Annotated in this window: 22 protein-coding genes; 4 read left to right on the top strand and 18 right to left on the bottom strand. The window is 34.2% G+C overall.

The genetic code is table 11. From position 1 onward, the window contains the following. Window positions 1–371 precede the first annotated feature (371 nt). The 14 genes from gucD to ACFSFW_RS23425 form a co-directional block, all read right to left on the bottom strand. Window positions 372–1,838: an alpha-ketoglutaric semialdehyde dehydrogenase GucD gene (gene gucD / locus ACFSFW_RS23360; protein ID WP_388041997.1), complete on the bottom strand. Its 1,467-nt coding sequence runs from the start codon at window positions 1,836–1,838 to the stop codon at window positions 372–374. Window positions 1,839–1,865: 27 nt separating this feature from the next. Continuing rightward, window positions 1,866–2,693 (bottom strand): energy-coupling factor ABC transporter ATP-binding protein, encoded by an 828-nt coding sequence (locus ACFSFW_RS23365; RefSeq protein WP_388041999.1) that lies wholly within the window; start codon window positions 2,691–2,693, stop codon window positions 1,866–1,868. Window positions 2,694–2,727: 34 nt separating this feature from the next. Next, complete coding sequence (locus ACFSFW_RS23370; RefSeq protein ID WP_388042000.1) at window positions 2,728–3,600, bottom strand: energy-coupling factor ABC transporter ATP-binding protein; 873 nt, start codon at window positions 3,598–3,600, stop codon at window positions 2,728–2,730. Further along, complete coding sequence (locus ACFSFW_RS23375; RefSeq protein ID WP_388042002.1) at window positions 3,597–4,346, bottom strand: energy-coupling factor transporter transmembrane component T; 750 nt, start codon at window positions 4,344–4,346, stop codon at window positions 3,597–3,599. Before ACFSFW_RS23375 ends, ACFSFW_RS23370 begins: the two co-directional genes overlap by 4 nt. Before the next feature lie 27 nt (window positions 4,347–4,373). Beyond that, entirely contained in the window at window positions 4,374–4,964 is a 591-nt protein-coding gene (locus ACFSFW_RS23380) for an ECF transporter S component (protein ID WP_388042004.1), read from the bottom strand. A gap of 21 nt (window positions 4,965–4,985) precedes the next feature. Next, window positions 4,986–6,344: an amidohydrolase family protein gene (locus tag ACFSFW_RS23385; protein WP_388042006.1), complete on the bottom strand. Its 1,359-nt coding sequence runs from the start codon at window positions 6,342–6,344 to the stop codon at window positions 4,986–4,988. A gap of 83 nt (window positions 6,345–6,427) precedes the next feature. Further along, complete coding sequence (locus tag ACFSFW_RS23390; protein ID WP_388042008.1) at window positions 6,428–7,321, bottom strand: fumarylacetoacetate hydrolase family protein; 894 nt, start codon at window positions 7,319–7,321, stop codon at window positions 6,428–6,430. Window positions 7,322–7,344: 23 nt separating this feature from the next. Further along, complete coding sequence (gene nucF / locus ACFSFW_RS23395) at window positions 7,345–8,112, bottom strand: 5' nucleotidase NucF (RefSeq protein WP_388042200.1); 768 nt, start codon at window positions 8,110–8,112, stop codon at window positions 7,345–7,347. A 44-nt stretch (window positions 8,113–8,156) separates the two neighbouring features. Beyond that, window positions 8,157–9,161, bottom strand: coding sequence for a C-terminal binding protein (locus tag ACFSFW_RS23400; protein WP_388042010.1), 1,005 nt, complete (start codon window positions 9,159–9,161; stop codon window positions 8,157–8,159). 38 nt (window positions 9,162–9,199) lie between these two features. Next, the gene (locus ACFSFW_RS23405) at window positions 9,200–9,967 is read right to left on the bottom strand and encodes a DeoR/GlpR family DNA-binding transcription regulator (RefSeq protein WP_388042012.1); all 768 of its coding nucleotides are present in this window, start codon (window positions 9,965–9,967) and stop codon (window positions 9,200–9,202) included. Window positions 9,968–9,991: 24 nt separating this feature from the next. Further along, window positions 9,992–11,434, bottom strand: a complete 1,443-nt coding sequence (locus ACFSFW_RS23410) for an NAD-dependent succinate-semialdehyde dehydrogenase (protein WP_388042014.1) — start codon at window positions 11,432–11,434, stop codon at window positions 9,992–9,994. A 12-nt stretch (window positions 11,435–11,446) separates the two neighbouring features. Further along, on the bottom strand, window positions 11,447–12,253 hold the full coding sequence (locus tag ACFSFW_RS23415; RefSeq protein ID WP_388042016.1) for a nucleoside phosphorylase: 807 nt from the start codon (window positions 12,251–12,253) through the stop codon (window positions 11,447–11,449). 65 nt (window positions 12,254–12,318) lie between these two features. Continuing rightward, window positions 12,319–12,747: a VOC family protein gene (locus ACFSFW_RS23420; protein ID WP_388042018.1), complete on the bottom strand. Its 429-nt coding sequence runs from the start codon at window positions 12,745–12,747 to the stop codon at window positions 12,319–12,321. Between the two features lie 22 nt (window positions 12,748–12,769). Then, the gene (locus ACFSFW_RS23425; protein WP_388042019.1) at window positions 12,770–13,723 is read right to left on the bottom strand and encodes an aldo/keto reductase; all 954 of its coding nucleotides are present in this window, start codon (window positions 13,721–13,723) and stop codon (window positions 12,770–12,772) included. A gap of 377 nt (window positions 13,724–14,100) precedes the next feature. Here ACFSFW_RS23425 and ACFSFW_RS23430 point away from each other — a divergent pair, with 377 nt between their 5' ends. Next, entirely contained in the window at window positions 14,101–14,514 is a 414-nt protein-coding gene (locus ACFSFW_RS23430; protein WP_388042021.1) for a (deoxy)nucleoside triphosphate pyrophosphohydrolase, read from the top strand. Between the two features lie 5 nt (window positions 14,515–14,519). On the opposite strand, the gene ACFSFW_RS23435 is transcribed toward ACFSFW_RS23430, so the two are convergent. From ACFSFW_RS23435 to ACFSFW_RS23445, 3 genes are all read right to left on the bottom strand, one after another. After that, window positions 14,520–17,336, bottom strand: a complete 2,817-nt coding sequence (locus tag ACFSFW_RS23435) for a DEAD/DEAH box helicase (RefSeq protein ID WP_388042023.1) — start codon at window positions 17,334–17,336, stop codon at window positions 14,520–14,522. A gap of 220 nt (window positions 17,337–17,556) precedes the next feature. Then, a complete protein-coding gene (locus tag ACFSFW_RS23440) occupies window positions 17,557–18,546 on the bottom strand; it encodes a DnaD domain-containing protein (protein ID WP_388042024.1) in 990 nt (329 codons plus the stop codon). A gap of 42 nt (window positions 18,547–18,588) precedes the next feature. After that, complete coding sequence (locus ACFSFW_RS23445) at window positions 18,589–19,092, bottom strand: competence protein ComK (protein WP_388042025.1); 504 nt, start codon at window positions 19,090–19,092, stop codon at window positions 18,589–18,591. Between the two features lie 372 nt (window positions 19,093–19,464). On the opposite strand from ACFSFW_RS23445, the gene ACFSFW_RS23450 reads away from it, so the two are divergent. The 3 genes from ACFSFW_RS23450 to ACFSFW_RS23460 all read left to right on the top strand — a co-directional run bounded on the left by ACFSFW_RS23450 (window position 19,465) and on the right by ACFSFW_RS23460 (window position 20,762). After that, complete coding sequence (locus tag ACFSFW_RS23450; RefSeq protein ID WP_099353718.1) at window positions 19,465–19,695, top strand: DUF1659 domain-containing protein; 231 nt, start codon at window positions 19,465–19,467, stop codon at window positions 19,693–19,695. A 35-nt stretch (window positions 19,696–19,730) separates the two neighbouring features. After that, window positions 19,731–19,946 (top strand): DUF2922 domain-containing protein, encoded by a 216-nt coding sequence (locus ACFSFW_RS23455; RefSeq protein ID WP_388042027.1) that lies wholly within the window; start codon window positions 19,731–19,733, stop codon window positions 19,944–19,946. Between the two features lie 477 nt (window positions 19,947–20,423). Further along, on the top strand, window positions 20,424–20,762 hold the full coding sequence (locus ACFSFW_RS23460; RefSeq protein ID WP_388042029.1) for a helix-turn-helix domain-containing protein: 339 nt from the start codon (window positions 20,424–20,426) through the stop codon (window positions 20,760–20,762). Between the two features lie 961 nt (window positions 20,763–21,723). On the opposite strand, the gene ACFSFW_RS23465 is transcribed toward ACFSFW_RS23460, so the two are convergent. After that, on the bottom strand, window positions 21,724–23,196 hold the full coding sequence (locus ACFSFW_RS23465; RefSeq protein ID WP_388042030.1) for a hypothetical protein: 1,473 nt from the start codon (window positions 23,194–23,196) through the stop codon (window positions 21,724–21,726). Window positions 23,197–23,251 lie beyond the last annotated feature (55 nt).

Raw genomic sequence — 23,251 nt, forward strand, 5'->3', positions numbered from 1 at the left:
TACATATCGAGTCAGTACCTCAAAAAGGTATTGTCATGGTTAAACATAAGAATTTATTATCCTGTATTTAGTAAAAAAAAGAAGACTTTTTAATAAAAAAGAAAGACTCCTAAACAATAGAAGTCTTTCGCTAAATCTTAGGCATCAGCCTGGCATTTACTTTATCCATATCAGTCAATTCGATGTTTGAATTATATGAAACTCTTACTTTCTGTGTTAACCTCAAACAATCCTCTAATTATCATTTCAAAATAATAATTTACTCTTCCGTAAAACCTTAAAAATGTGATCAGTTATTCTTCACTTAATCTAAATACTGTTAGTAATAATTGAAAACACAGATAGAGTAAATAATGTGGCTGACATTAATATCAACTTTTTATAAATATTGTTTTGATAGAAGTATAAAACTCCTGTGCTGCTTCACCTTGTTCCCTTGAACCTGTACTAGATGCCTTCATACCTCCGAATGGTGCTTGAAGTTCAACTCCTGCACTTTCTGCATTTATTCTTACAAGACCAGCCTCTATTTCATCAATAAACTCTAGTATGCTACTTATATTTGATGTGAAAATAGAGGCGCTTAATCCATATTTTGTATCGTTTGCTATTGTTATTGCTTCATCCAAATCTTGAACTTTTATAAGTGCAATTACCGGACCAAAAATTTCTTCTTGCGCAATTCTCATGTCAGGGGTAACATTTTCAAAAATGGCTGGTGTAATGTAAAATCCCTTTGTATACTCCCCTTCATCTAGAACTTCTCCACCTAATACTAGCTTGGCACCTTCATTTTTACCAATTTCAATGTATTCCTTAACAGTATTAAATTGTTCCTCACTAGCACACGGTCCCATCCAGATGCCTTGATTCAAACCATTCCCGACTGATAGGGACTTAGTTGCCTGAATTAGCTTACTCTTAAACTTATCATAGATAGATGACTCTACGATAACTCTGCTAGTAGCAGTGCATTTCTGCCCGGTAGAACGGTATGCACCACTGATAACAGCATCTACAGTTTCATCTAAGTCGGCATCTTTTGTAACAATAACTGGGTTTTTCCCCCCCATTTCTAATTGATACTTTATTCCTCTTGCTGAGGCTGATTTAGCTACAATTGCACCAACTGTCTCAGAGCCGGTGAAGGTAATCGCATTAAGGAGTGGATGATCGATAAGTCCCTGACCAATAACAGATCCAGATCCTGTTATAAAATTAAATACACCCTTAGGTAACCCTGCTTTGTTAAAACACTCTACAACTTTAGCTGCAGTCACTGAGGTCTCACTAGCAGGTTTAAAGACTACTGTGTTTCCGTAGACAAGGGCAGGAGCTATCTTCCAAATGGGAATAGCAACAGGAAAATTCCACGGAGTAATTACACCTACTACTCCTAATGGCGTTCTTTTAGTAAACATAAGTGCATTCTCGTCAGAGGATGGTATCACATCCCCATTTTTACGCATACCCTCACCAGCATAGTATCGCAGGATTGCAATTCCCCTAGCAGTTTCCCCTTTCGCTTCCGGAAGAGTCTTCCCCATTTCTGTTGTCATAGTCACTGCAATTTCTTCTAAGTTTTCTTCTAGAATATCCGCTACCTTAAATAAATACTCTCCTCTTTTTGCTTGACCAATCTTGCGCCATTCTCTCTTCGCATTATGTGCAGCTAAAACACATTTATCTAAATCTTCTTTAGTTGATTTTTGTACAAACCCCACAATTTCTTCTTTATCCATCGGGCTTATGCTTTTAATTAATTCTCTTGATGCTGATTCTACCCACTCATTATTTATATAATTATGACAAGTTTTTACGGTTGTAATCACTTTCATTGGATATTACTCCCTTCTTAGAACAATTTATATTGTATTCACTTTTTTTCTACTATCTTGTTTAAGAGAATGAATTAATTCCTCTGTAAAAATGTTTTTATCACTTATCTCTAACTTTCTACTTAGTTGACTTATATACGGTTGCTTGACTCTTCCCTTCTCTAATACATCTAAGTTCCAAAAGACATCTCGCTTATTTGAGTCTGCAATTTTCCTTTTATTTGCCATTACAATTACTCGATTAAAGTTATTTGCTACAAATTCCATATCATGGGTAATGGTAATTACGGTTTTTCCCTGCTTTGTTAAGGTTTTAATAATATGTGAGAGCCGCTTCATTGAATTACCATCCTGGCCTGCTGTTGGCTCATCCAAAATAATTACATTAGGCTCCATAGCAATTACAGATGCAATAGAAATAAACTTTCTTAAGGAATAAGGTAAATCGAATGGATGGTTTTCTAGGAATTGATCGATTCCAGTCAATTTTGCCGCGCTAAGGATGTTTTCCTTAATTCTTTCCTTTGATAAACCAATTTTCTTTGGTCCGAATTCTATTTCGTTATAGACTCTACTATGAAATATTTGATCATCAGGATTTTGATATACATAGCCAACCTTTCTTGACAATTGTGCTGTTGAATAATCCTTTGTATTCCACCCATCAATTACGACATTCCCTTCAAATGGTCTTAACAGTCCATTCATTAATTTAACAGTAGTCGTTTTCCCAGCTCCATTTTGCCCGATAATTGCAACTGATTCACCGAGTTCAAATTCCATTGTAATATTTTCAATTGCTCTAAATCCATCCGGGTAGCTATAAGAAACATCATTTAAACTCAAATAACTCAATGTACTCCCTCCCCTTCTTATAAAATTTGGTTTTCTATGATACCTCAGTTACCTTATTTTCCTGTAGGATACATTTCATAATGATTTCAATCGATTCTCTTTCAGTAATCGGGATTTTTTCAATTAATAAATCATTCTTTATCATTTCAATTCCAAGACGGGCATACTGAGGTAATGACCCTAGATAAGTTAACAGCCGTTCATCAGTTAACACTATTTCTGTTTTTCCACTTATTACGAGTTCTCCATCTTTTAATACTAAAACATAATCAGAATACTCTGCGATTAACTCCATCTTATGTTCTACTAAAATAATAGTTTTACCCTTTTGCTTCATGATGTTAATTATGTTGAATATCTCTTCTGTTCCTTGTGGGTCTAGTTGTGAAGTTGGTTCATCAATTACGAGGATATCAGGTTCCATTACAATGATTGAAGCAAAAACAACTCTTTGTTTCTGCCCCCCTGACAAGTTCATTGGATGCTTATCTTTTAAATATTGAATACCTAAAAGGTTCATGACATCATTAACTCTTTGCTCTATTTCTATTGATTCCACTCCAAGGTTTTCTAATCCGTACGCAATTTCTTCAAAAACAGTTTCTTTTATACCACTGATTTGTGTGAAAGGATTTTGGAATACATATCCAACCTTTAAGGCTAAATCTTCTAATTCATATTCCAAAAGGTCTTTCCCATCTATAATCACACTTCCATCAAGTTCTCCCTTATGAAACCAAGGGATAAATCCTCTTAATATATTACAAAGGGTCGTTTTTCCACTTCCGTTTTCTCCAACTATTGTATACAGTTTCCCATTTTCAATCTCTAGATTAATATTTTGCAATACGTTATTCTTTCCTAATGGGTATTTATAAGATAAGTTTTGAATTTGAATATGACTCATATAAAATACCTCCACACAATAATCATAACAAGCAATAATAGTAGCAAGATTCTTACAAACTGATCTTTGCCTGTCTTTTCTAAATGATGTAATCTTGTTTTCTTTCCCTTAACCGTAAATGCTCGAGCTTCTAGTGCCATCGCTCTTTCTTCTGTACTTGTTATGGATGTAAGGAATAATGGTGCAAGTGTCGGAAAAAAAGCTTTTGCCCTAACAATAATATTCCCTTCTGTTTCAACACCCCTAGCTTTTTGAGCATCCATTATAGTAGTCGAAGTTTTTTTAATTTCCGGGATGATTTGAAATGTAGAGAATATAACATAAGCTGCTTTTGGAGACATACCAAGTTTTTCTATAGAATAAATAAAGTCTTTGATTGGTGTTATTTGGAAAAACAGTAAAAACGCAGCTCCAATTGAAAGTAATCTAGATATTAAAGTTAAACTAAACACGACCCCTTCTTGTGAAATAGAAAAAATCCCTAACTCCCAAAGAATAGTTTCACCAGGATAAAAAAAGATTTGTAACAAGAAAATCATGAGGGCTATTGGTAATAGCGCTTTCATAAATAAGTTAAAAAATATTTTTCCTTTACTCGCAAGAATTGCAATCAGGAAACAGAGCGGAACTAACAAATAGGAAAACACTATATTTTGAACGATTATCATTGACAATACTACGGAACAAAATAATAAGAGTTTTGTAGTAGGATATAAATCAAGAATAAATTTTTGAATTCCGTTCATTTGCATCCATCCTTCCATATAAATCTTTTAATTTATATATGAGGTGCCATAATTATGTTTTACTAGATATCTTGGAGACATCTTCTTAATAATCCAAAATGCAATCAAGAAACAAAGGATTCTATCAATACTTTCAATAAACATTTTTTGTATTGTAACGGCTTGCCACATATCAAAACCTGCAGCTAAGAAAAAGGCAGTAATAACATCTGAACCTGTACCAGATATTCCACCAAAAACCATTACTGTTATAGGAGTAGCGATTACTACAGATAACATCCCTGCAAGAATACCGGCAAAAATTGCTTTTGGGAGTTTATTAATCAAACCTTTATATGATAGGAGTCCTGCTAGCAATCCCATAAGCATACTAACCGGAGCAAAGGCAATTAAAACTGGATCAACTATTCCCCTTACTAAGTTACTTAAACCACCGGCAATGATACCTACCCATGGACCTGCTATCATACCAACAACAATTGTACCTGCATTATCTACGAATAATGGAAGCTTCAGTATACTAACTAATTGCCCAATTGTAACGTTTAATGCTATACCAACAGGAATAAGTGTAATAGCCAATACGGTAAAATCATGTTTTAAACCAATATTTTTCATAAATACCTCCAAGATACATTATTAATTAATGCTATGAACTTGTTCCATTATAAAGGCATCCTCCGGAATTTCTTTAGCAATTTTTTCACTTGCCGCTTGTACTTCCTCAATAATTTGCACTTCATCTACAGTTACTAATTGTTTCTGCAGTACAACAGGTACCCCACCTATGAAGACTGATTCAACATCACTACCGGTCACATTATAAACTAACGTTGAAATGACGTTCTCATGCTTATTTACTCTTAACGGACGTAAATGAGGGGAGGTGGCATCTATTATAATAAAATCGGCTTCTTTTCCAATTTCTAATGACCCCAATTTATTATCAACGCCGAAAACCCTTGCCCCGTTAATCGTAGCCATCTCAAGAGCTTGTTTTGCATTTAAGCTTCTAACACCTTTGCTTAATGAGTGTAAAAGGACTAACCCTTTCATCTCACGGAACATATCATTTGAGTTATTCCAGAGTGCACCATCTGTTCCTAATCCCGTCACGATCCCTACCTTTAAAAATTCTGGAATAGGCGCAACTCCATCTGAAATCTTCATTTCACAAACAGGTGTATTTATAACTTTTGTATTTGCTCGCGCCATTGACTTAATTTCTTCGTCATTTATATAGATAGCATGGGAACCTATTAAATTCTTTGAAAGAAACTTATTTTCTGCTAAAAACTGGACAGGTGTCTTTCCAAACCGCTCCTTGCATATGTCTGCTCTCCACGTTGTTTCAGCAAGGTGTTGCGTAACTAATAAATCACTGTTTTCAGCCATTAAAAAGATTTGTTTTAATAATTCTTCATCAAAGTCCTCTTCAGAAATACTCCCAATAATGGGGATCAACCCATTTTTTTCACATTCTTCTTTAAATTCCTTTAAGTGTTTCTCTGAGACTAATAAATTTGGACTTGTAAAATCTGGCCTTACATCCTCAACTAAAGCTCCACGAATTCCTGTTTGAGACATCGCTTTAACGGATTCTAATCCTAAACTCCAATACATATTTTCAGTCATGAAAGTTGTACCAGACTTTAAAGCTTCAATATAGGTAAGTTGTCGAGAAAAAAATCGGTCACGATCAGTTAGAATGTTATATAAAAAGTGAAAGGGAGCAAATTTATTATTTTGTTCTAATAAAGTCAAGTTATCTGCTATTCCCCGTACCACCGTCATATCACCGTGACAATGTCCGTTTATCAAACCGGGAGAAATAATTTTACCGGTAACGTCAACAAATTCTTTTCCCTCAGAAGGATGGATGCTACCATCCTTTATGTGTTCAATCTTTCCGTCCTTAATTCCTAAAGAACCAATAAAAGGTTTAGAATCCGGAGCCATTGTTACGATGATTCCACCACTTACAACTAAATCGAACACCTTCATTTCACCTATCTTTCTATCATTTCACAAAATCCTTTTTGAAAATAGGATGCATTGTTTAATGATTTAGTGATGATTTTTTAGACTGTTGTAGCAACTTGCATTTTCTTAACTGTATTTGCAAGAACTCCTATTTCTGGAATTTCAATTTCAACTATATCCCCATCTTGAAGAGTAAAATTATCTGGTGGTACGATAGCAGTTCCTGTCAGTAACACTAGGCCATCAAAAATTTCATTATTTTTAACTAAATAAGATACTAGTTCATCATATTTCCGTTTTAGTTGTGACGTACTAGCAGATTGTTTGTTAACGAGTTTTCCTTCTCGAAGAATACTGCAAGTAATTAATAAATCATACGGATTATTAACTGTATCTACTAATCGAATTGATGGGCCTATCGAACATGATCTTTTCCATATTTTTGCTTGTGGAAGATAAAGTGGATTCTCTCCTTCGATATCTCTGCAACTTAAATCATTTCCAACTACATATCCAACAATTTTTTCATGGCGATTGATTACTAGACCAAGTTCAGGCTCAGGTACTAACCAATTCGAATCATTTCGTAGGAAAAGATCTTGATTTGGTCCTACTGTTCTTTTTTTCGTTGATTTTAAGAAAATTTCAGGACGGTCTGCGTTATAAACTTTGTCATAAAATGTTTCCTGTTGGTCATGAGCATTACTAGATTCATGGTTTCTTGCCATTCTACTTTTTTGATAGGTTACACCCGCTGCCCACACCTCTTCTGTTTCAATAGGTATTAAAAGATCTAATTCAGATATATCCTTGTTAATGGGCACCATGCCTTTAATTATTTCTTTAATGAATGAGGATATCGACACTCCTTTAACATACGCCTCTTCATCTAGTTCCTGAAAGGTTGAAAAGTCTAGATCATAAATGATTGAATCCTCTGTGACTATTGCTAATTGATTTTTTCCATTCTTGTTATACCTAATAATGTTCATCTGAAACATCCTCTCGGCTTTTATTATTTAACTTTTATTTCATCTAAATTTTCCAAAATATATGTTGGCATAACTTTAAAGTTTTCCAGTTCTTTTCTAGAAGTGACACCGGTAAGTACAAGAAGTGTATCTATTCCAGCTCTAATTCCTGTTAAGATATCCGTTTCATAGTTATCGCCAATGATAAGGGTATTTTCTTTCTGTGTCCCCAAATGTTTTAAAGCTTGGTCTATCATTTCTGATTCCGGCTTCCCTATAAAGATTGGATTAACTCCTGTTGATTTTGTAAGAACTGCTGTTAAGGATCCGTTTGCTGGTACCATTCCTATGTCAGTAGGAACAACTAAATCCGGATTAGTAGAAATAAAATGGGCACCATTTTGTATAGCTATACTAGCTTTTGCTAGTTTTTCATAAGTAATATCACGGTCAATTCCCATGACTACAACACCTGGGTCTTCTTGTGTTGTGTCTAATCCTTTTTCTTTAATTGCTTGGTAAAGTCCTTCCTCCCCAATAATCATGACCTTATCGTTTGGAAAAGTTTCAGCAATAAATGCAGCAGTAGCAATTGCTGAAGTAAATATTTCTTCACTTGTAACTTCTGCCCCTAAACTTTGTAGTTTTTCAGCTATACGTTCCTTGCGCATAGAAGAATTATTAGTAATAAATAATAATTTACGATTTTGTTTTTTTAGATCATTTATAAAGTCTATAGCTCCCTCAATCTCTTCTTTTCCTCTATAAACCGTTCCATCAAGGTCAATTAAATATCCATCATATCCTTTCACGGCACTCACCTTTTCACTTTTGACATTTTTAGTATTTTCCACCTTCAACTTTCTATTTTTTCATGTTCTTTTCCAATATTAATAATTTCTTTGTTAACTAGGTAACTAATTTGTTTGTTTTCTAATACATCAACTATGTTCTGGGCTGTTTTAGTTCTGAGTTCAATCATTGCTTCTTCTGAATACCAGGCTGTGTGAGGAGTAATAATTACATTGTCTAATGATAATAGAGGATGATCATGATGAATTGGTTCGGTTTCTAAAACGTCTATTGCGGCTCCTGCAATTTCCTTTGCCAATAACGCATCCAGGAGATCTTGTTCATTAATAATAGCGCCTCTAGCTGTATTTATAATTACCGCATTCTTTTTCATTAACTTAAACTTTTCACGATTAAAAAGATGTGTTGTCTCTTTTGTTAAGGGTACGTGAACTGAAATATAATCCGATTGTACTAATACACCATCTAATGAGTCTGGAGTTGCCCCCTCAGCAATAATTACATCGTCTGGAACAAATGGATCGTGCACGATAATATTAAATCCAAACGCCTTAGCTTTTTTCACAAAGCTTCTAGGGATCCGACCAAACCCAATCACACCAAGGGTTTGGTTCGAATATCGGCTTATTGGCATACCTAATTTAAAATCCCAGACCCCTTTTTTTACATAATTATTTAATTGGGTAATTTTACGACTCCAACTGAGGAGTAATGCCAATGCATGATTTGACACCTCCTCTACTCCATAGTCAGGTACATTTGTCACATAAATTCCCTTTGAAGAGGCTGCTGCTAAATCAATCGTATCTACACCTACTCCGTATCGGGATATGACTTTACAATACTCCAGAGAATTTATAACCTTTTCCCCAATTGGTGCATATTGATTTATGATTCCGTCTACATCCCTCGCTAAATGAATAACCTGGTCTTCTGTATTACATTGACCCTTTATAATTTCAACATTTCCAAGTTTAGAGAGTACCTTTTCTTCAATTGATAAATCATTAAATTCATAATCAGTGATTAAAATTCTCCATTTCCCCATGTGGATTCCTCATTTCGATTTTTTTCATACTATAAGGATTAACAATAGATAGTTTGATAGGGTTCACTACTTATAAGTTCCTTATTTGAACTACTTATCATAGAATCAGTAAAAAGGATATCAACATTATCAGGTACTAAAAACCGATGGAACCCATCTGAATCTAATTTTGTATGGTCTGCTAATACAATTACCTTCTTTGTTGATTGAACTGCTGCTTTTGCAATTTCCGCGCTTGCCTCACTTAATTTATAAAAACCCATTCCGGGACGAAAGGAGTCGCAAGTTAAAACAGCAATATCTGAAAAGATTTCATTTAAATAACTTACAGCCTTTTCACCTACAAAATCATAATTTCTTTTTCGGAATGTCCCACCAGTAATCAGCAAATTTATGCCCTCCGTATCAATCATCTCATTGATGATTAATAAAGAATTTGTAACAATTGTAATACCCTGTTTCTGCTTTAGACGCTTTGCTAATAACCATGCAGTTGTACCATTATCAAGTGTAATAATAGTATTATCGGGAATCATTTCTGCAACTCTATCTGCAATTCTTTCCTTTTCTAGCGTCATGTTTTCAGTCCGTTCCTTAAAGGACTTTATAAAGGAGGGTTCTTCCTGGGTAATTCGTGCACCTCCATGTATGCGCACGATTTCACCCTCCCTTTCTAAATCCTCTAAATCCCGTCTAACAGTAGCCTCCGTTATTTTAAACAGAGAAGAAATTTCTTCAACCGTTAAAACTTCTTTTACTTTCAATTTTGTAACAATATCTCTTTGTCTTATTTTCTTTTTATTCATTTTGCCCATTATCCTTTGTTTTTTTTATTTTGTAGTAACTCTAATATGTTTGATTCTCAAATATTCATAAAGTCCTTCTGGGCCATGCTCATAACCAATGCCACTTTCATTCCAACCACCGTATGGGGCATTCATTACTCCTGCATCTACATTATTTATCGCAACATTTCCTGCATTGATTTCTCTTGATAGCTTTTCAGAAAGTCCTAAATGGTTCGTATACACAATTGCAGCCAAACCATACTGTGAATCGTTTGCGAGGTCTATAGCTTCATCTATTGAATCAAATGGCATAACCCCAACAGCTGGACCAAAAGTTTCTTCCTGCATAATTAACATATCATGGTTTACATCAGCTAAGATTGACGGAAGGTAGTAGTTCCCTCTTGTAAATTGATCTCCTTCTGGACGTTTTCCCCCTGTTGTTAGTCTTGCACCTTTACCCACCGCATCTTCTATATGCTCAATTGTTTTTTCCAAGCCCTTTGAAGTACACATTGGACCAAGGTCACACTCATCAAATAGTCCATCCCCAATTTTTAACTTTTCCGTCTCTACGGTAAACTTTTCAATAAATTGATTATAAATTTTTCGATCCACGTAGATTCGATTAATCGAAATACAGATTTGCCCCATATTTCTAAATGATCTTCTTACTGCTCCTTTTACGGCCATTTCTATGTCTGCGTCTTCACAAATAATCATTGGCAAACTTCCACCAAGTTCTAAAGATACTTTCTTTAACGTTTTGGAGGATTCCATTAATACTGTTTTCCCTACTTCTGTGGATCCAGTAAATGCTACCTTTTTTACGAGGGGATGCTTCACTAAAAGAGTTCCAATATCTGAACCAGACCCAGTAAGTGTATTTACGACACCAGGAAATACTCCTGCCTTTTCGATACATTTAATAAAAGCAATTGGTGATATAGGCGTTTCAGAAGGTAATTTACAAATAATTGTACAACCTGATGCTAACGCAGCTCCTACCTTCCATGCAAGCAACTCAATCGGATAGTTCCAAGGTGAAATTGCAGCGGTAACCCCTATTGGCTGGTAAATAACGCGACTTTCAACACCTGCTTCTGGATTTGCAATAATCCTTCCATATACTCTTTCTGCTTCCTCTGCATAATACCGAAGAATGTTTGCTCCTTTTTCAACCTCTCCAAGTGCCTCTTTAAATGGCTTTCCCATTTCCTGCGTTAAGAGTTCAGCGATATTTTTTGCATGTTGGTGCACATTATCACTTGCTTTTCTTAAAATAGCTCCTCTATCAAAAGCGCTTAATAATGACCATTCTTTAAAAGATAAATCAGCGGCTCTAACAGCCTCTTCCACATCTTCATTCGTGGATCGGGGCACGGTAGCCATGACTTCTCCTGTTGCAGGATTGGTCACATCAAATGTGCCACCATTACTAGCATTTTTCCAAACCCCATTAATCAAATTCTTTTCAATTATCATACTAATTCCCCTTTATCGAATTCTTGTTTTTGGTTGAGAATCTCTTTCCATTAAGATTTTAATTGCTTCAGATGCAGCTTTACATGCTCTTTCTTCTCCACCATTGTCTCCCCATCTATCTAATACTCGGTTTGAGATAACAGATAGGATTGCCCCCATTCGCATATCATGAAGATGTCCTACAATATATTGACCTGCTGTGTCCATATCAATATTTGTTACACGTTGTTGTTGCAAATCTGGAATAATTTTGTCAGCCCATGATGGCCAATACCCATCTTCTGAAAGCGGTCTACCTTGCCCAATATAAAATGATCCCACCGTGTAAACGACACCATATCCGTATCGATAACCTAATCTTTCGCATGCTTCTGCTAATGCTGAAACAACATCTGGGTTTGCAAAAGCTGGAAACTCCGGTTCAACATACCATTGTGACGCTCCATCTTTTCTAACTGCAGCTACAGGAATAATTAAATCACCAAGATCAAAATCTGGAACGATACATCCTGTTGTTCCTACCCTGATGGCTGTATGAACACCAATTTCATTTAATTCATGAATTGCAATTTCTGCACTTGGACATCCAATTCCCGTTGAAGTAGCTGCAATTGGAACTCCATTATAATTACCCCTGACTGTTTTATATTCCCTATAATGGGCAACTTCCTCAACATCATTCCAGCCTTCTGCTATCTTTAACGTTCTTTCTGGTGCCCCTGGTAATAATATATATTCAGGCACATCCCCTTCTTGTAATCGAATGTGATATAATGCTTCTCCTTCGGTTGGCCTACTAGCTTTAATTACTTTTTCCACGTTATCCATTCCCTTCGATTTTTTTATTAGTAAAGGATTACTATTATTCTATGAGATTAGTCAATTTATTTTAAAAGACCAGGTCCATCTCCCTCTACCCAAGCAAATACTTCCCAAATGTTTTTATTTATATCTCTAAAATATACAGCCCTTGAACCAAATGGATATGTTTCAGGTTCAGAAATACATTCAACCCCTCTACTTACTAGTTCTTCATGTAAGTTGTCAACATCTTCAAGGGTAGGAACCTTAATAGCAATCATAAAGTGATTTCCCTCACCACCTAAATATTCTTTATTAACGGCACGATAGACTCCATCTTCTTGCCACATGGTTAAACTCGTACCCTGAAAATCAAATTGCACGTAACCTGGTTGCCTTCTTATAATCTCAAAACCCATTTTCTCAGTATAAAACTCTACTGCCTCTTCAATATCTGGAACAAATAAACAAAGATCGTTAATTTTTCTTAATAAACTTAAATTTGCAGTCATTTCAATTACCTCCAAATTTTATTTAAACACCTGCAAGATCTAGCCTTTTTATTTGATCTGCAGTAAGTTTGACGTTACCAGCTTCAATATTTTCCTTTATTTGTGCAACAGAGCTACCTGTTATCAGTGGTATCGCTTTCATTTTGTTGTTCATACTCCAAGATAAAACAACCTGGTTAATAGTTGCTCCTGTTTCTTCAGTCACTTCCATCAACACCCTCATCCTTTCTTCAGAGTCAGGTCCTAGAAATTCGTAAGGAATGTTCTTATTTCTATTAGAGTAGGCTCCACTTAAGAGAGTCTGATAACACATAAAGTTTATTTCATTTTCTAATACATAATCTAATAAATCTTCTGTAGCATGCATTCTCGTGTCATCTATACTTTCAAACGGTGTTCCTAGTTTTGTCCTCAAATATGTATGTTTATATTGAGCAAACGCGAACTTAGGATAGCCCTTAAGTTTACTAATTGCATTGGCCTCTGCCACTCGATAACTACGGTGGTTGCTGACACCAATATGCTTGATTTTTCCTTGTCTTTGTAAGATATCAAAGGCTTCTAACGTTTCTTCTAAATCTGTTTCGTTATCCTCTCGATGTGCAAAATATAAATCAATAGTGTCTATGTTTAATCGTTTTAAACTGTTTTCACACTCTTGTATGATCAATTCTTTTCTTAATCCTGCAGGTACACCTTTCATCGGTAAACCCACTTTAGTTGAAATAAATAATTTATCCCTATTTTTTCTTTCTGAAATCCATTCCCCGATTATGCGTTCCGACTCACCACCGTTAAAGCCGTCTATCCAGGAAACATACATATTAGCTGTATCAATAAAATTTCCTCCATTTTCAAAGTAGTAGTCCAGAATCTCTTTTGAACTATTACCATCAACAAGAGTATTAAAGTACATTGTGCCTAATGCCATATTACTGATTGTTTCCTCAATATTTTTTAATCTGATTTGTTTCATTTCTACTCCTCTCATTAGATGAAAATTTTTTTAAAAACAAAACTATTTGTTTCGAAATTATTCAAAATGAACAAAAAATAACTAAATTAATGTTCATTTCAATCATTTTTCTTTATTATAAACACCGTTTTAATAATAGTCAATACTTTCAGAATATTAATTTAAAGAGAATTTCCCTTTATTTACGACATTATTTTACATATTTGTTCAACCTATTTATTTTTCAATCTAAAACCTTTTATCAAGGAGTAAAGACAAATAAGTAATTAATAATTTTAGAGATATCATTGAATAACGATCGTTCAATTTATCAATGAAAGGGTAAAGAAATTGATGTTATGTTATGATATGAATAGTATATTTAATCGGAGGTTCATATGAAAAAACTAGTCAAAGTTGTAGCAGCAATTATAGAAAATGACCAAGAGGAAGTTTTGTGTGCGCTTCGTTCGCCAGAAATGTCTATACCAAATCGTTGGGAATTTCCAGGTGGAAAAGTAGAAGAAAATGAGGATATCTTTTCAGCATTAGAAAGGGAGATTCAAGAGGAACTTGGGTGTGTAATTGAAACATCAAAGACAGTATTTAATGAAAATGTTCATGAATATGATACATTTACGATTAACTTGATTTCAATAAAATGTAAGATTACGGAGGGTACTCCTGTAGCAAGTGAACATTCAACCTTAATTTGGTTAAAGAAAGAAAATCTAGAATCATTGAAATGGGCTCCAGCAGATATCCCAGCTGTAAATGATTTAATGAAAGAAGAAAAGTCTTCTCAAACCTGAGAAGACTATACTTTTTGTGTAAATTCGGTATATATAGTAGCAGGAATTTCATGTTCAAGTTCCATTCTAACTGTGATTGGTTTATTTCCTTCAAAATGGATTGTATTTCCTTTACCAATATAGATGTACGGCTCAACCTTTCCATCTATTTCTCGATATTTACGAATAAATAAGTGTAGATTCACGCCTCTTTTTTTATTGTAAATGATGTCTTTTCCTCGATCTGATTCCTGAGATGTATTATTAACTGACTGCCATTGAAATTCCCGAGTACTGATAAATTTGTCTTTGTAATTAATACTTTCCTTTATATCCGCTTCCTTGTGTAAGTCTACAAACAAGAAAAATTCTTTCCCATTTGTCAATAATCCAGAACCTCTATAAGAACTATGAATTTTGCGGTAATTAGAAAGTAGTGCTGTGTCGATCATTTGATATTGTTCGTATAGTTTTAAATGAGGAACTCCATAATAGGTTCGATTAAATTCCTTCTCATAGCGGTATATGCCATATAAAATAACATCTTCAATAAATTTTTGATATTCCTCATCTTCTAGAAGATCTACAAACAATTTCGTCTTAGATAAACGGTTATGTTGATATGTAAATAACTTCGGCTTCGTCCTTTTTTGAACACTATCATAATAGTCTTGATTTAAGTACTCAAATGCATGAAGGATACTATCATCATCAACACTTTCTACTATTTTTAAGATTTCATTCTTAGCTATCTGAAGATCAATAAACTCATGTTCTAACAAATAACGGATGATAACAAATTCATAAACCCTCTTTAACGGAAGCTTACTTGATAATTCCTTCATCGCCCCATCAAAAGCTTCATTCAGTAACAATTTCTTCAGGTGTTCATCCTTTTCAACCTTCGCGACAAATTGAATATAAGATTTTTCACGATTAATAAATTTAATCGGATCCGGTGCTCCATCATACTTGAAATAATCTAGCAAGAAGAAGGGAATTCGCCCTTGATTTAACTTTTTAAATTCATTATATTCTTCTTTCAAATACTTCATGGAGTTAAAATTTTCTCGATCAATTTGTTCTAGTATTCGTTCTTGTGAGATTCTGTCCATCTGGATATGAGTTGCACCTGGAATATTTGCGAATCCAGTCGCTACGGCCACTTTGAGACTTTCTTTATCATAATACCTACTACCATTAAGGGCGATTGCTATAAGGAACGTTTTCGTGTGATTCCCAATAAAATCAAGAACAGTTAAAAAGCTCTTGTTCCCATACTTACGTAACCCTCTACCAAGCTGTTGGATAAAGACAATAGGTGAATTTGTTGGTCTTAGCATTAATACAGTATTAATTGAGGGAATATCGACACCTTCGTTAAAAATATCAACTGTAAAAATGAACTCTAAGTTATCGTGGTCATCTTCTAATTTTTTCATAAACTGCTCCCGTGTATGCGGCGAATCTTCACCTGTTAAACAAACGCTGTTGTACCCTCTTTTATTAAACTCGCTTGACATGTATTGGGCATGTTCTATACTCGCACAAAATCCTAAAGCCTTCCTCTTTTCACCATCATGTCCATAAAACTCCATCTTATCGATAATAAAATCTACTCGTTCATTAACCTTTAATCTACGAGTCACCTCAGCTAAATCGTCAATACTTATATCACTTAAATCTATTTCATCTATATCAGTAATCCCAAAATAATGGAATGGAATGACAAGTTCATCATCTAGTGCCTCGTGTAACCTTACTTCAAGAGCCACATTGTGATCAAATAATTCAAAGACATTTTGATGATCACTTCGTTCTGGAGTCGCGGTCATTCCAAGCATGAATTGAGGTTTAAAATAATCAAGGACACTCTGATAGCTTGGACTTGTTGCATGATGTGCTTCATCGATAATGATATAGTCAAATTCATCTCTTCTATACTCATGAAAACATTTAGAAAGAGTTTGTATCGTTGAAAATAGATAATCCACTCTCTTGTCTTTATAATTGCCTGTCAGTAATCCAAATGTGATCCCTTCATTTGGTAATAGCAATTCAAATGTTTCTTTCGCTTTTTTCAATATCTCTTCTCTATGTACAATAAATAATAATCTTTTAGGTTTAAAACTTTTCACATCAAAAGCAGACATATATGTTTTACCCGTTCCAGTAGCCGCTATTACTAATGCCTTTTCTTCACCAAAACTCCGAAGACGATCAAGATTTTCGGTTGCACGCCTTTGCATTCGGTTAGGAACAATGTACTGTTTGTTATGTTCATATATCATTTGACTTGTATTTTGTGTTTTTCTAAAATTCATTAGAAATTCTTCGTATCGTTTGATAAATTCATCATCTGCTTCAGTACTCATATCCCATAAGTTATTATATTCTTTCAGTACTTCTTTAATAAAAGATGCGTCCTGTTTGGAGATAATTTCAACATTCCACTCAATATTACTTTTTAGTGCGCTTTGTGTAATATTGGAAGAACCAATGATAACTTTATAGCTGTCCTTATACTCAAAAATATAGGCTTTGGTATGAAAACCAATCTCTTTGTCTGTAACATAAACTTTTAATGATATATTTTGAAACGTCTTTAATTTTTCTAAAGCCTTTGAATCCGTAAAATTAAGGTATGTGGATGTGATTATCTTACCATTAATACCCTTTTCTTCAGCCTCTTTGATCGGTTCCAATAACAGTTGTAGACCACTAAAATTAATAAAAGCTACACTAAAATAAAAACTTTCACAATCTTTAATGGATCTAATTAATTCATTCAGCAAATTTCCTTTATCCGAATTGATAATTAATTTATTTTCTTTTTCTATCATAGCTTTTCCCCTTGTTTCTATACGATTTAGGTAGACATAGATAGTAAAATTATACCATTTTATACATAATTGATCCAGCGTGATAATGCTGAACACGAACGGCTTGGTCCAATAATTAGACTATTATTGATTGCCAGACCCAGAATGATTTTGTATATGGCTTCCGAACGAAAAGAGAATATTTATTATTACAACGTGAGTTAGTGTCCAATAGCATATTCTACCCATGAGCCTTCAGCCTTTCCTCAAACAACCTTTTCTTCGCACCAAAATCCAAATCAAAAACAGGTATCTCAGGTTGGTTATCCTTATCGAGCCATTCCGGGATGAGTTCAGTTCGTACTGGTTTTGCAATGGTTTTCTTCTGTTTCTGCACTTTGAAGACAAGTTGTGCGTCTAGAATTTCCTTTACTGTTTCGTAACCTTTGCTAATCCAATCTTTGAGTACGGTCTCTACATAATTCCATCTGTTTGATCCATTCTCTAAAGCTAGCTTCATAGCTTCTATGACGATTTCACTCGAAAATTCAGTACACCATGATTTAATTTTCATGGCATAGTAGTTTCCAATTTTTCCAAATCCATTTTGTTCAAAAAATTTAATTGGGTCGTCTTCGTTGTCATTTGCTTGTTTAGAAGAAGAAGAATCTGATGTATTCTCTGAAGTAATCTCTGTAGTACTCTCTGGTATTGCTGTGTTCAGGATGGGCACATCCTCTGTCCAGGTTGAACACATCGTCTGCTCAATTTGAACAGATGGGCTGTCCACTTTGAGCACATCGTCTGCTCTTTCTGGACAGATGGATTCGTCTGCTATGGCTGATGGGGTTGTTTTGGTTTCTGCTTGAACGTCAACACTATGTAGGTTGTTATTTTCAAAACACTCTAATTCACTCAATTTTTCATAGTTAATGGTGTACCATTTCGTATGGTCCATTTTCATCTTGTTAAAATTGTCGGAAGTTATTAAGTCGCTATTTTCTAATTTCAAAACGGCTCTTCTAATTGTGCTTTTTGATATATATGGAATCTGCTCTCTAAGTTGATCATAAGTGAAATACACCCACTTACGGTCCTCCCGAATATTTTTGCTGCGTTTCATCCAATAGTGAAGTTGCTGAAGGATGACACTTTCGTTTTTTCCAATTGCCTTTGCAAGTGCGGGGATAATGATTAAAGGTCTATCGTTTAGTATTAAGTTTCCGTTCATGTAGGTAGCCGTCCTTTTTTGCGATATTTTTCGAGGTTTATCTTATAATCCAAGCAATGAATGCGTTTGCAATTGTTCGCATGTTGAATATTGCAAGATACACATAGCTGTACGCTGGTATTGTTTTTGTAAAACATAACAAGATTCATTCATAGGAAGTGATTGGTTATTTTTAAAATGAATGATGGATTGGATGGCTGGATTTGGAACGTTTGGGATAGTAATGGTTTTGATCTGATGGTAAAAAATCCAGTTGCACTCAAACGTGGTAGGTGAATGAGTAGGAAATGCGAAGATATTTCTTCGTGGGTTAATTGGGATCGGTACTTTTTGCATAGCACCCGTTAAATGAGTAACAGCCTTTCGTCTTCCTTCATAGGAGGCGCCACCTTCTAAACAAGCTGCTTTAATAATTTGTAAGGGTGTTTTCCTAACATATACTTTCTTATGTTCCTCAAGGACAATCGCTGAATATTCAATTTCAGCTACGGACAAAATTGCCATCGTTTGAGGATTAATATCGTAGGTTTCTAGTATTTGATTCATGGGGTCTCTCCTTCGTGGGGATATTGGTTTTATTAGTTTCTTAGAAGAACTGATGATTACGTCAATACGGTCTTAAAACTACCGAATGGGGGCTTGTACTATCTCAAAATATATACAAAGTATTTCGTTTAACGTAACAATCTCTACTAATAATAGTAAATACTAGAAATAACAAAAAGTACACCAACTATAGTTGGGAATTTTAAAACAAAAACCGCCAATAGTTGGTTTTATGTGAACAAATTGTGTCTTTTCTTCATTTTCATTTTCATCAGCAAAATAGCTAAGCAAAATTCTTTTCTATATTTTAAAATGAATGCCCCGTTTCTCCCCTCCCCAATCTATAACATAAGTGAAAAGGGGGTGAGAGACATGGCAGCAAAACAGGAAATTCTAGATACACAGTTACGTCTAGTATTTGAAAACGGCGTGGACGGTAAAGGTAAACTAATCTATAAAAACAAAAATTACAACAACATTAACCCTTCTGTAACAGCGGATGATTTACATGCAGTTGCAACAGCAATCATCGGTCTTCAAACATTAGATCTATCTGACATTGAGCGTAATGATAGCTTTATGTTAGTAGGCATTGCTGAGTAATTTTAAGATGAATTTTTAGAAAGGAGGAATAACAAGTGGCAAAAACACTAGAAATGCAGTTTACGAATATGGCAGGAAAAACAGCAACCGTCTCGATCGAAAATCCAGTGGAACCTGTAGATGTTCAAGCGGTTACCGCAGCAATGGATCTAATCGTAGCAACGGATGCATTCCTAACATCTGGTGGCCCGATTGTATCAAAAAAAGGCGCACGTATTGTGGAACGTAATGTTGAAGGAGTTCAACTTTAATTAAAATGGAGCCAGCTCTCATAACAGGGAGTTGGCTTTACTTTTAGAGAGAAGAAAAATGGAGTGGAGGAACTATTGCCCTTTATCCAGGATGTGGGCTTTCCAGTCGTCAATTGCTACCGTTAAGCATAAAGGATGAACATACCATATGAAACCATGGAAAATATATCGTAGGAAATAGGCACCTAACTTTTAAGTGTTATGTGTTTTTTAATGCAACGAAGCCGCAGATACTTGCAAACATCACATTATAATTCTCACAAACTTTTTTAAACCACGTTGAAATCTCTTACTTCATATTAACGAATATGTATTTAGAAAATGGTCACTTACTACTGTGAATTAGCTCAATTTACTATTGAAAATAACAAAAAAGCGCAAAATACCAACTATAGTTGTTATTCAAAGAAAAGTACCAACTATAGTTTGTTCACATTTGTTTTCTTCTAGGATTTACTTATTCTAGAGGTGATTTTAATGTCAGATACGGTTGGTCAAAGAATTCGGATCTTAAGAAAAAAAAGAAATTGGACTCAGCATGATTTGGCAGAAAAAGTTGGAATATCCTCCACTTACATGGGTGAAATTGAAAGGTCAGAAAAAAATGTGACCTATGAGATATTATTAAAAATTGCAACAGTACTTGATATCTCTTTAGCTGAGTTAGTACGATATTCAGATAAACTTAGCTTAATTGAGAATAAAGATGTTCTTGTTGAAATAATTGAATTACTTTCATCGAGATCTATAGATATTCAAAATGATGTATTAAAAATTATAGAAATCTATTTAAGCGGTATCGATCGTAAATCGTAAAATAGAATAAACATTATTAATTGGTAATTATTATGTAACTAGACATTCATAGATGATTAAATCCAATCTCTTTAAAAAACTGCTTTGTCCACCTACTGATTAAAAAACAAATAATCTAACAAACAAATTTTAATCACCTTGAGAATAAATGATTTTAAAATTTAAAATAAGATACATAGAATAACACCATTCTTTAGGAAAGGTGTTATTTTTTATTAGGCTATTTTTCTGCTTACTATTAAATTACACTTAAAGGAAAGTTTTAAAATTTTCTTTGTGAATTTTTTGTGAAAATGCAGGATATTTCCTGTTGTAAATAGTACTTAATTACCAAGAAGGAGGAGAATAAATGTATAAAAAGGTTTATTGCCCAAACTGTAATATAGTCTATAAACAAGAAGACGAAGTAATATTAGACATACACAATACAGTTCATCATCAAGATTGTTTTCATTTCCAGTTTCCCATAAAAGATAAAGGTACCTATGGCGAAATTTGTGAGAAGTACACATTTTTTCATGAATTATTACCTCTGAATTAAAACCTAAATAAAAAACACCTTCTACTACTTAAGATAAGTAACATAGTTATAATTATGTGCATTTCTATAAGTCATCTTACCTGTTGTCAATTTTTTAGTACGCAAAAAACACAATTGTAGTTGATATTGTCTAAGAAGTCCCACAACCCCGCCCCAAAGTCTCTCACATCACCTAATTGTGACCTCTACCCTGTCAAGGTGGAAAGGTGAATCTGATTATAACAGTTTTGATTTGAAATAGTTGATTTAATCGGTTTTATTTTTTCGACTGTTAGATTAATATGATGTAGTTGGGGGCAGCTTGTTTGAGTTTGCCCCCAGTCTGCCCCCAACTTGCCCCCATGATTTAGCGATAAAAATTTTTCTCTCCCTGCTGTATTACAAGGAAATATATAAAGAACACACATATTTAAGTTACTTTTATACAATAAGACCTTTTTCTTCAATTTCCTCTACAAATTCATATAAATATTGTTTAATATCTTCCATAAACTCACTAATATTGTTTATCAACCTTTTTTCTTTATTGTTCAAGTCATTCGACAGAGAATAATCAAACCAATTTTGTTTATTATTCCGGTTTTTCATTAATAGTTCAAATACATCTTCATTTTGAAAAATCATACTCTCTATTTCGTACAAGCTCAATATCTTAACATTTGAACAGAGATACTTAAATTCCGCACCCTCCAAGTTGATTTTTAATACCTCCGCAGCTTTAGTCATTATTTCCTCTCTTCGATAATAGCTATCTTCCAGGAGAATAACTGCTCCAAAAATGTCTTCTCTATTAAACTTAATTTTTTCTGCAAAAGGATAGTATTCTATTTGAAATCGTTCAACCAAATGTCTATAAACTTGAACTACTGAATCAACCATACGATTAAGAGTAGCGTCAATAGCATCCTCTGACAAATCTCGAAGGGCTGCTCTCGGCACCATGCTTTTACTATCAAGCATGAAGCATTGATCCCCTTTTCTAATCATAATGTCTAAGGTTCGTCTTTCCCCACCTTTATACTTATAGGCGTAATCAGAAGCTACCTCATCAAAACATGTTGAAAAGTTACAAATATGGATGAGATAGTTTTCTAACACATCTTTGCCAAACAACTGACGTAATTCTCCATTACCTTCTGTTAACCGAAATAGAAGTGAGGTGGTAACAGACTGTAACAATAAGTGTGGTAATGGCATATAAATCGTCTGTTTATAAGAAATAAAAGGAAACTGGTAAAAGTATTTAAAGCCGTAAATGTATTGTGTTATATCACTTGTGAATTTTTCCTGGAGAGAAACAAATTTTTCTCTTTCAATCATCAACCATTTTAAAACATGGTTATATTTTCCAAATAAATAAAGTATTATTTTAGGGTCTGGCACTTTATTTGCATAAAGGATTCGCAGGAGGAATCCAAATTTAACAAATTCCTCATAATCAACTCCAAATTTCTTAATGAAATGTTCCTTCATATCAATATTATTATTTTTAAAATTAAACATGTAATTGTATCGGTATAATTTATAATAAGTACTTTCTTGAATTTGAAATTGGGTTAATCCTGTAACAATCAAAAAATAATCGACAAATTTATTTTTTTCATGTGCTAATTTCAACCGTGGATGCTTATAATTTCTAATTGTGGCTATTATATCAATAAACCTACGGTTGTCTTTTTCAGTTTCAAATTTCTGATTAGAATATTCATTTACTGTAGTTACTGAAAATAATGCAAAGGTTTCCAATTCCCAAGGCAATACCTTTTCTCTAAGCTTCTTTACTTCAATCAATCCGTTCGTAGACATTATTTCCATCGAACTTTTTTGGCAAATAGCCATTTTCGCACCAAAATCATACCTTTTTAATATTACTGGTATTCTTTCAAATTCCATATTACACATCCCCTATCATACGTACATGAATAAAAGCGACGATAAAATATCGGCG

The sequence above is a fragment of the Ferdinandcohnia salidurans genome (assembly GCF_042680725.1).
Classification (GTDB): domain Bacteria; phylum Bacillota; class Bacilli; order Bacillales; family Bacillaceae_L; genus Ferdinandcohnia; species Ferdinandcohnia salidurans.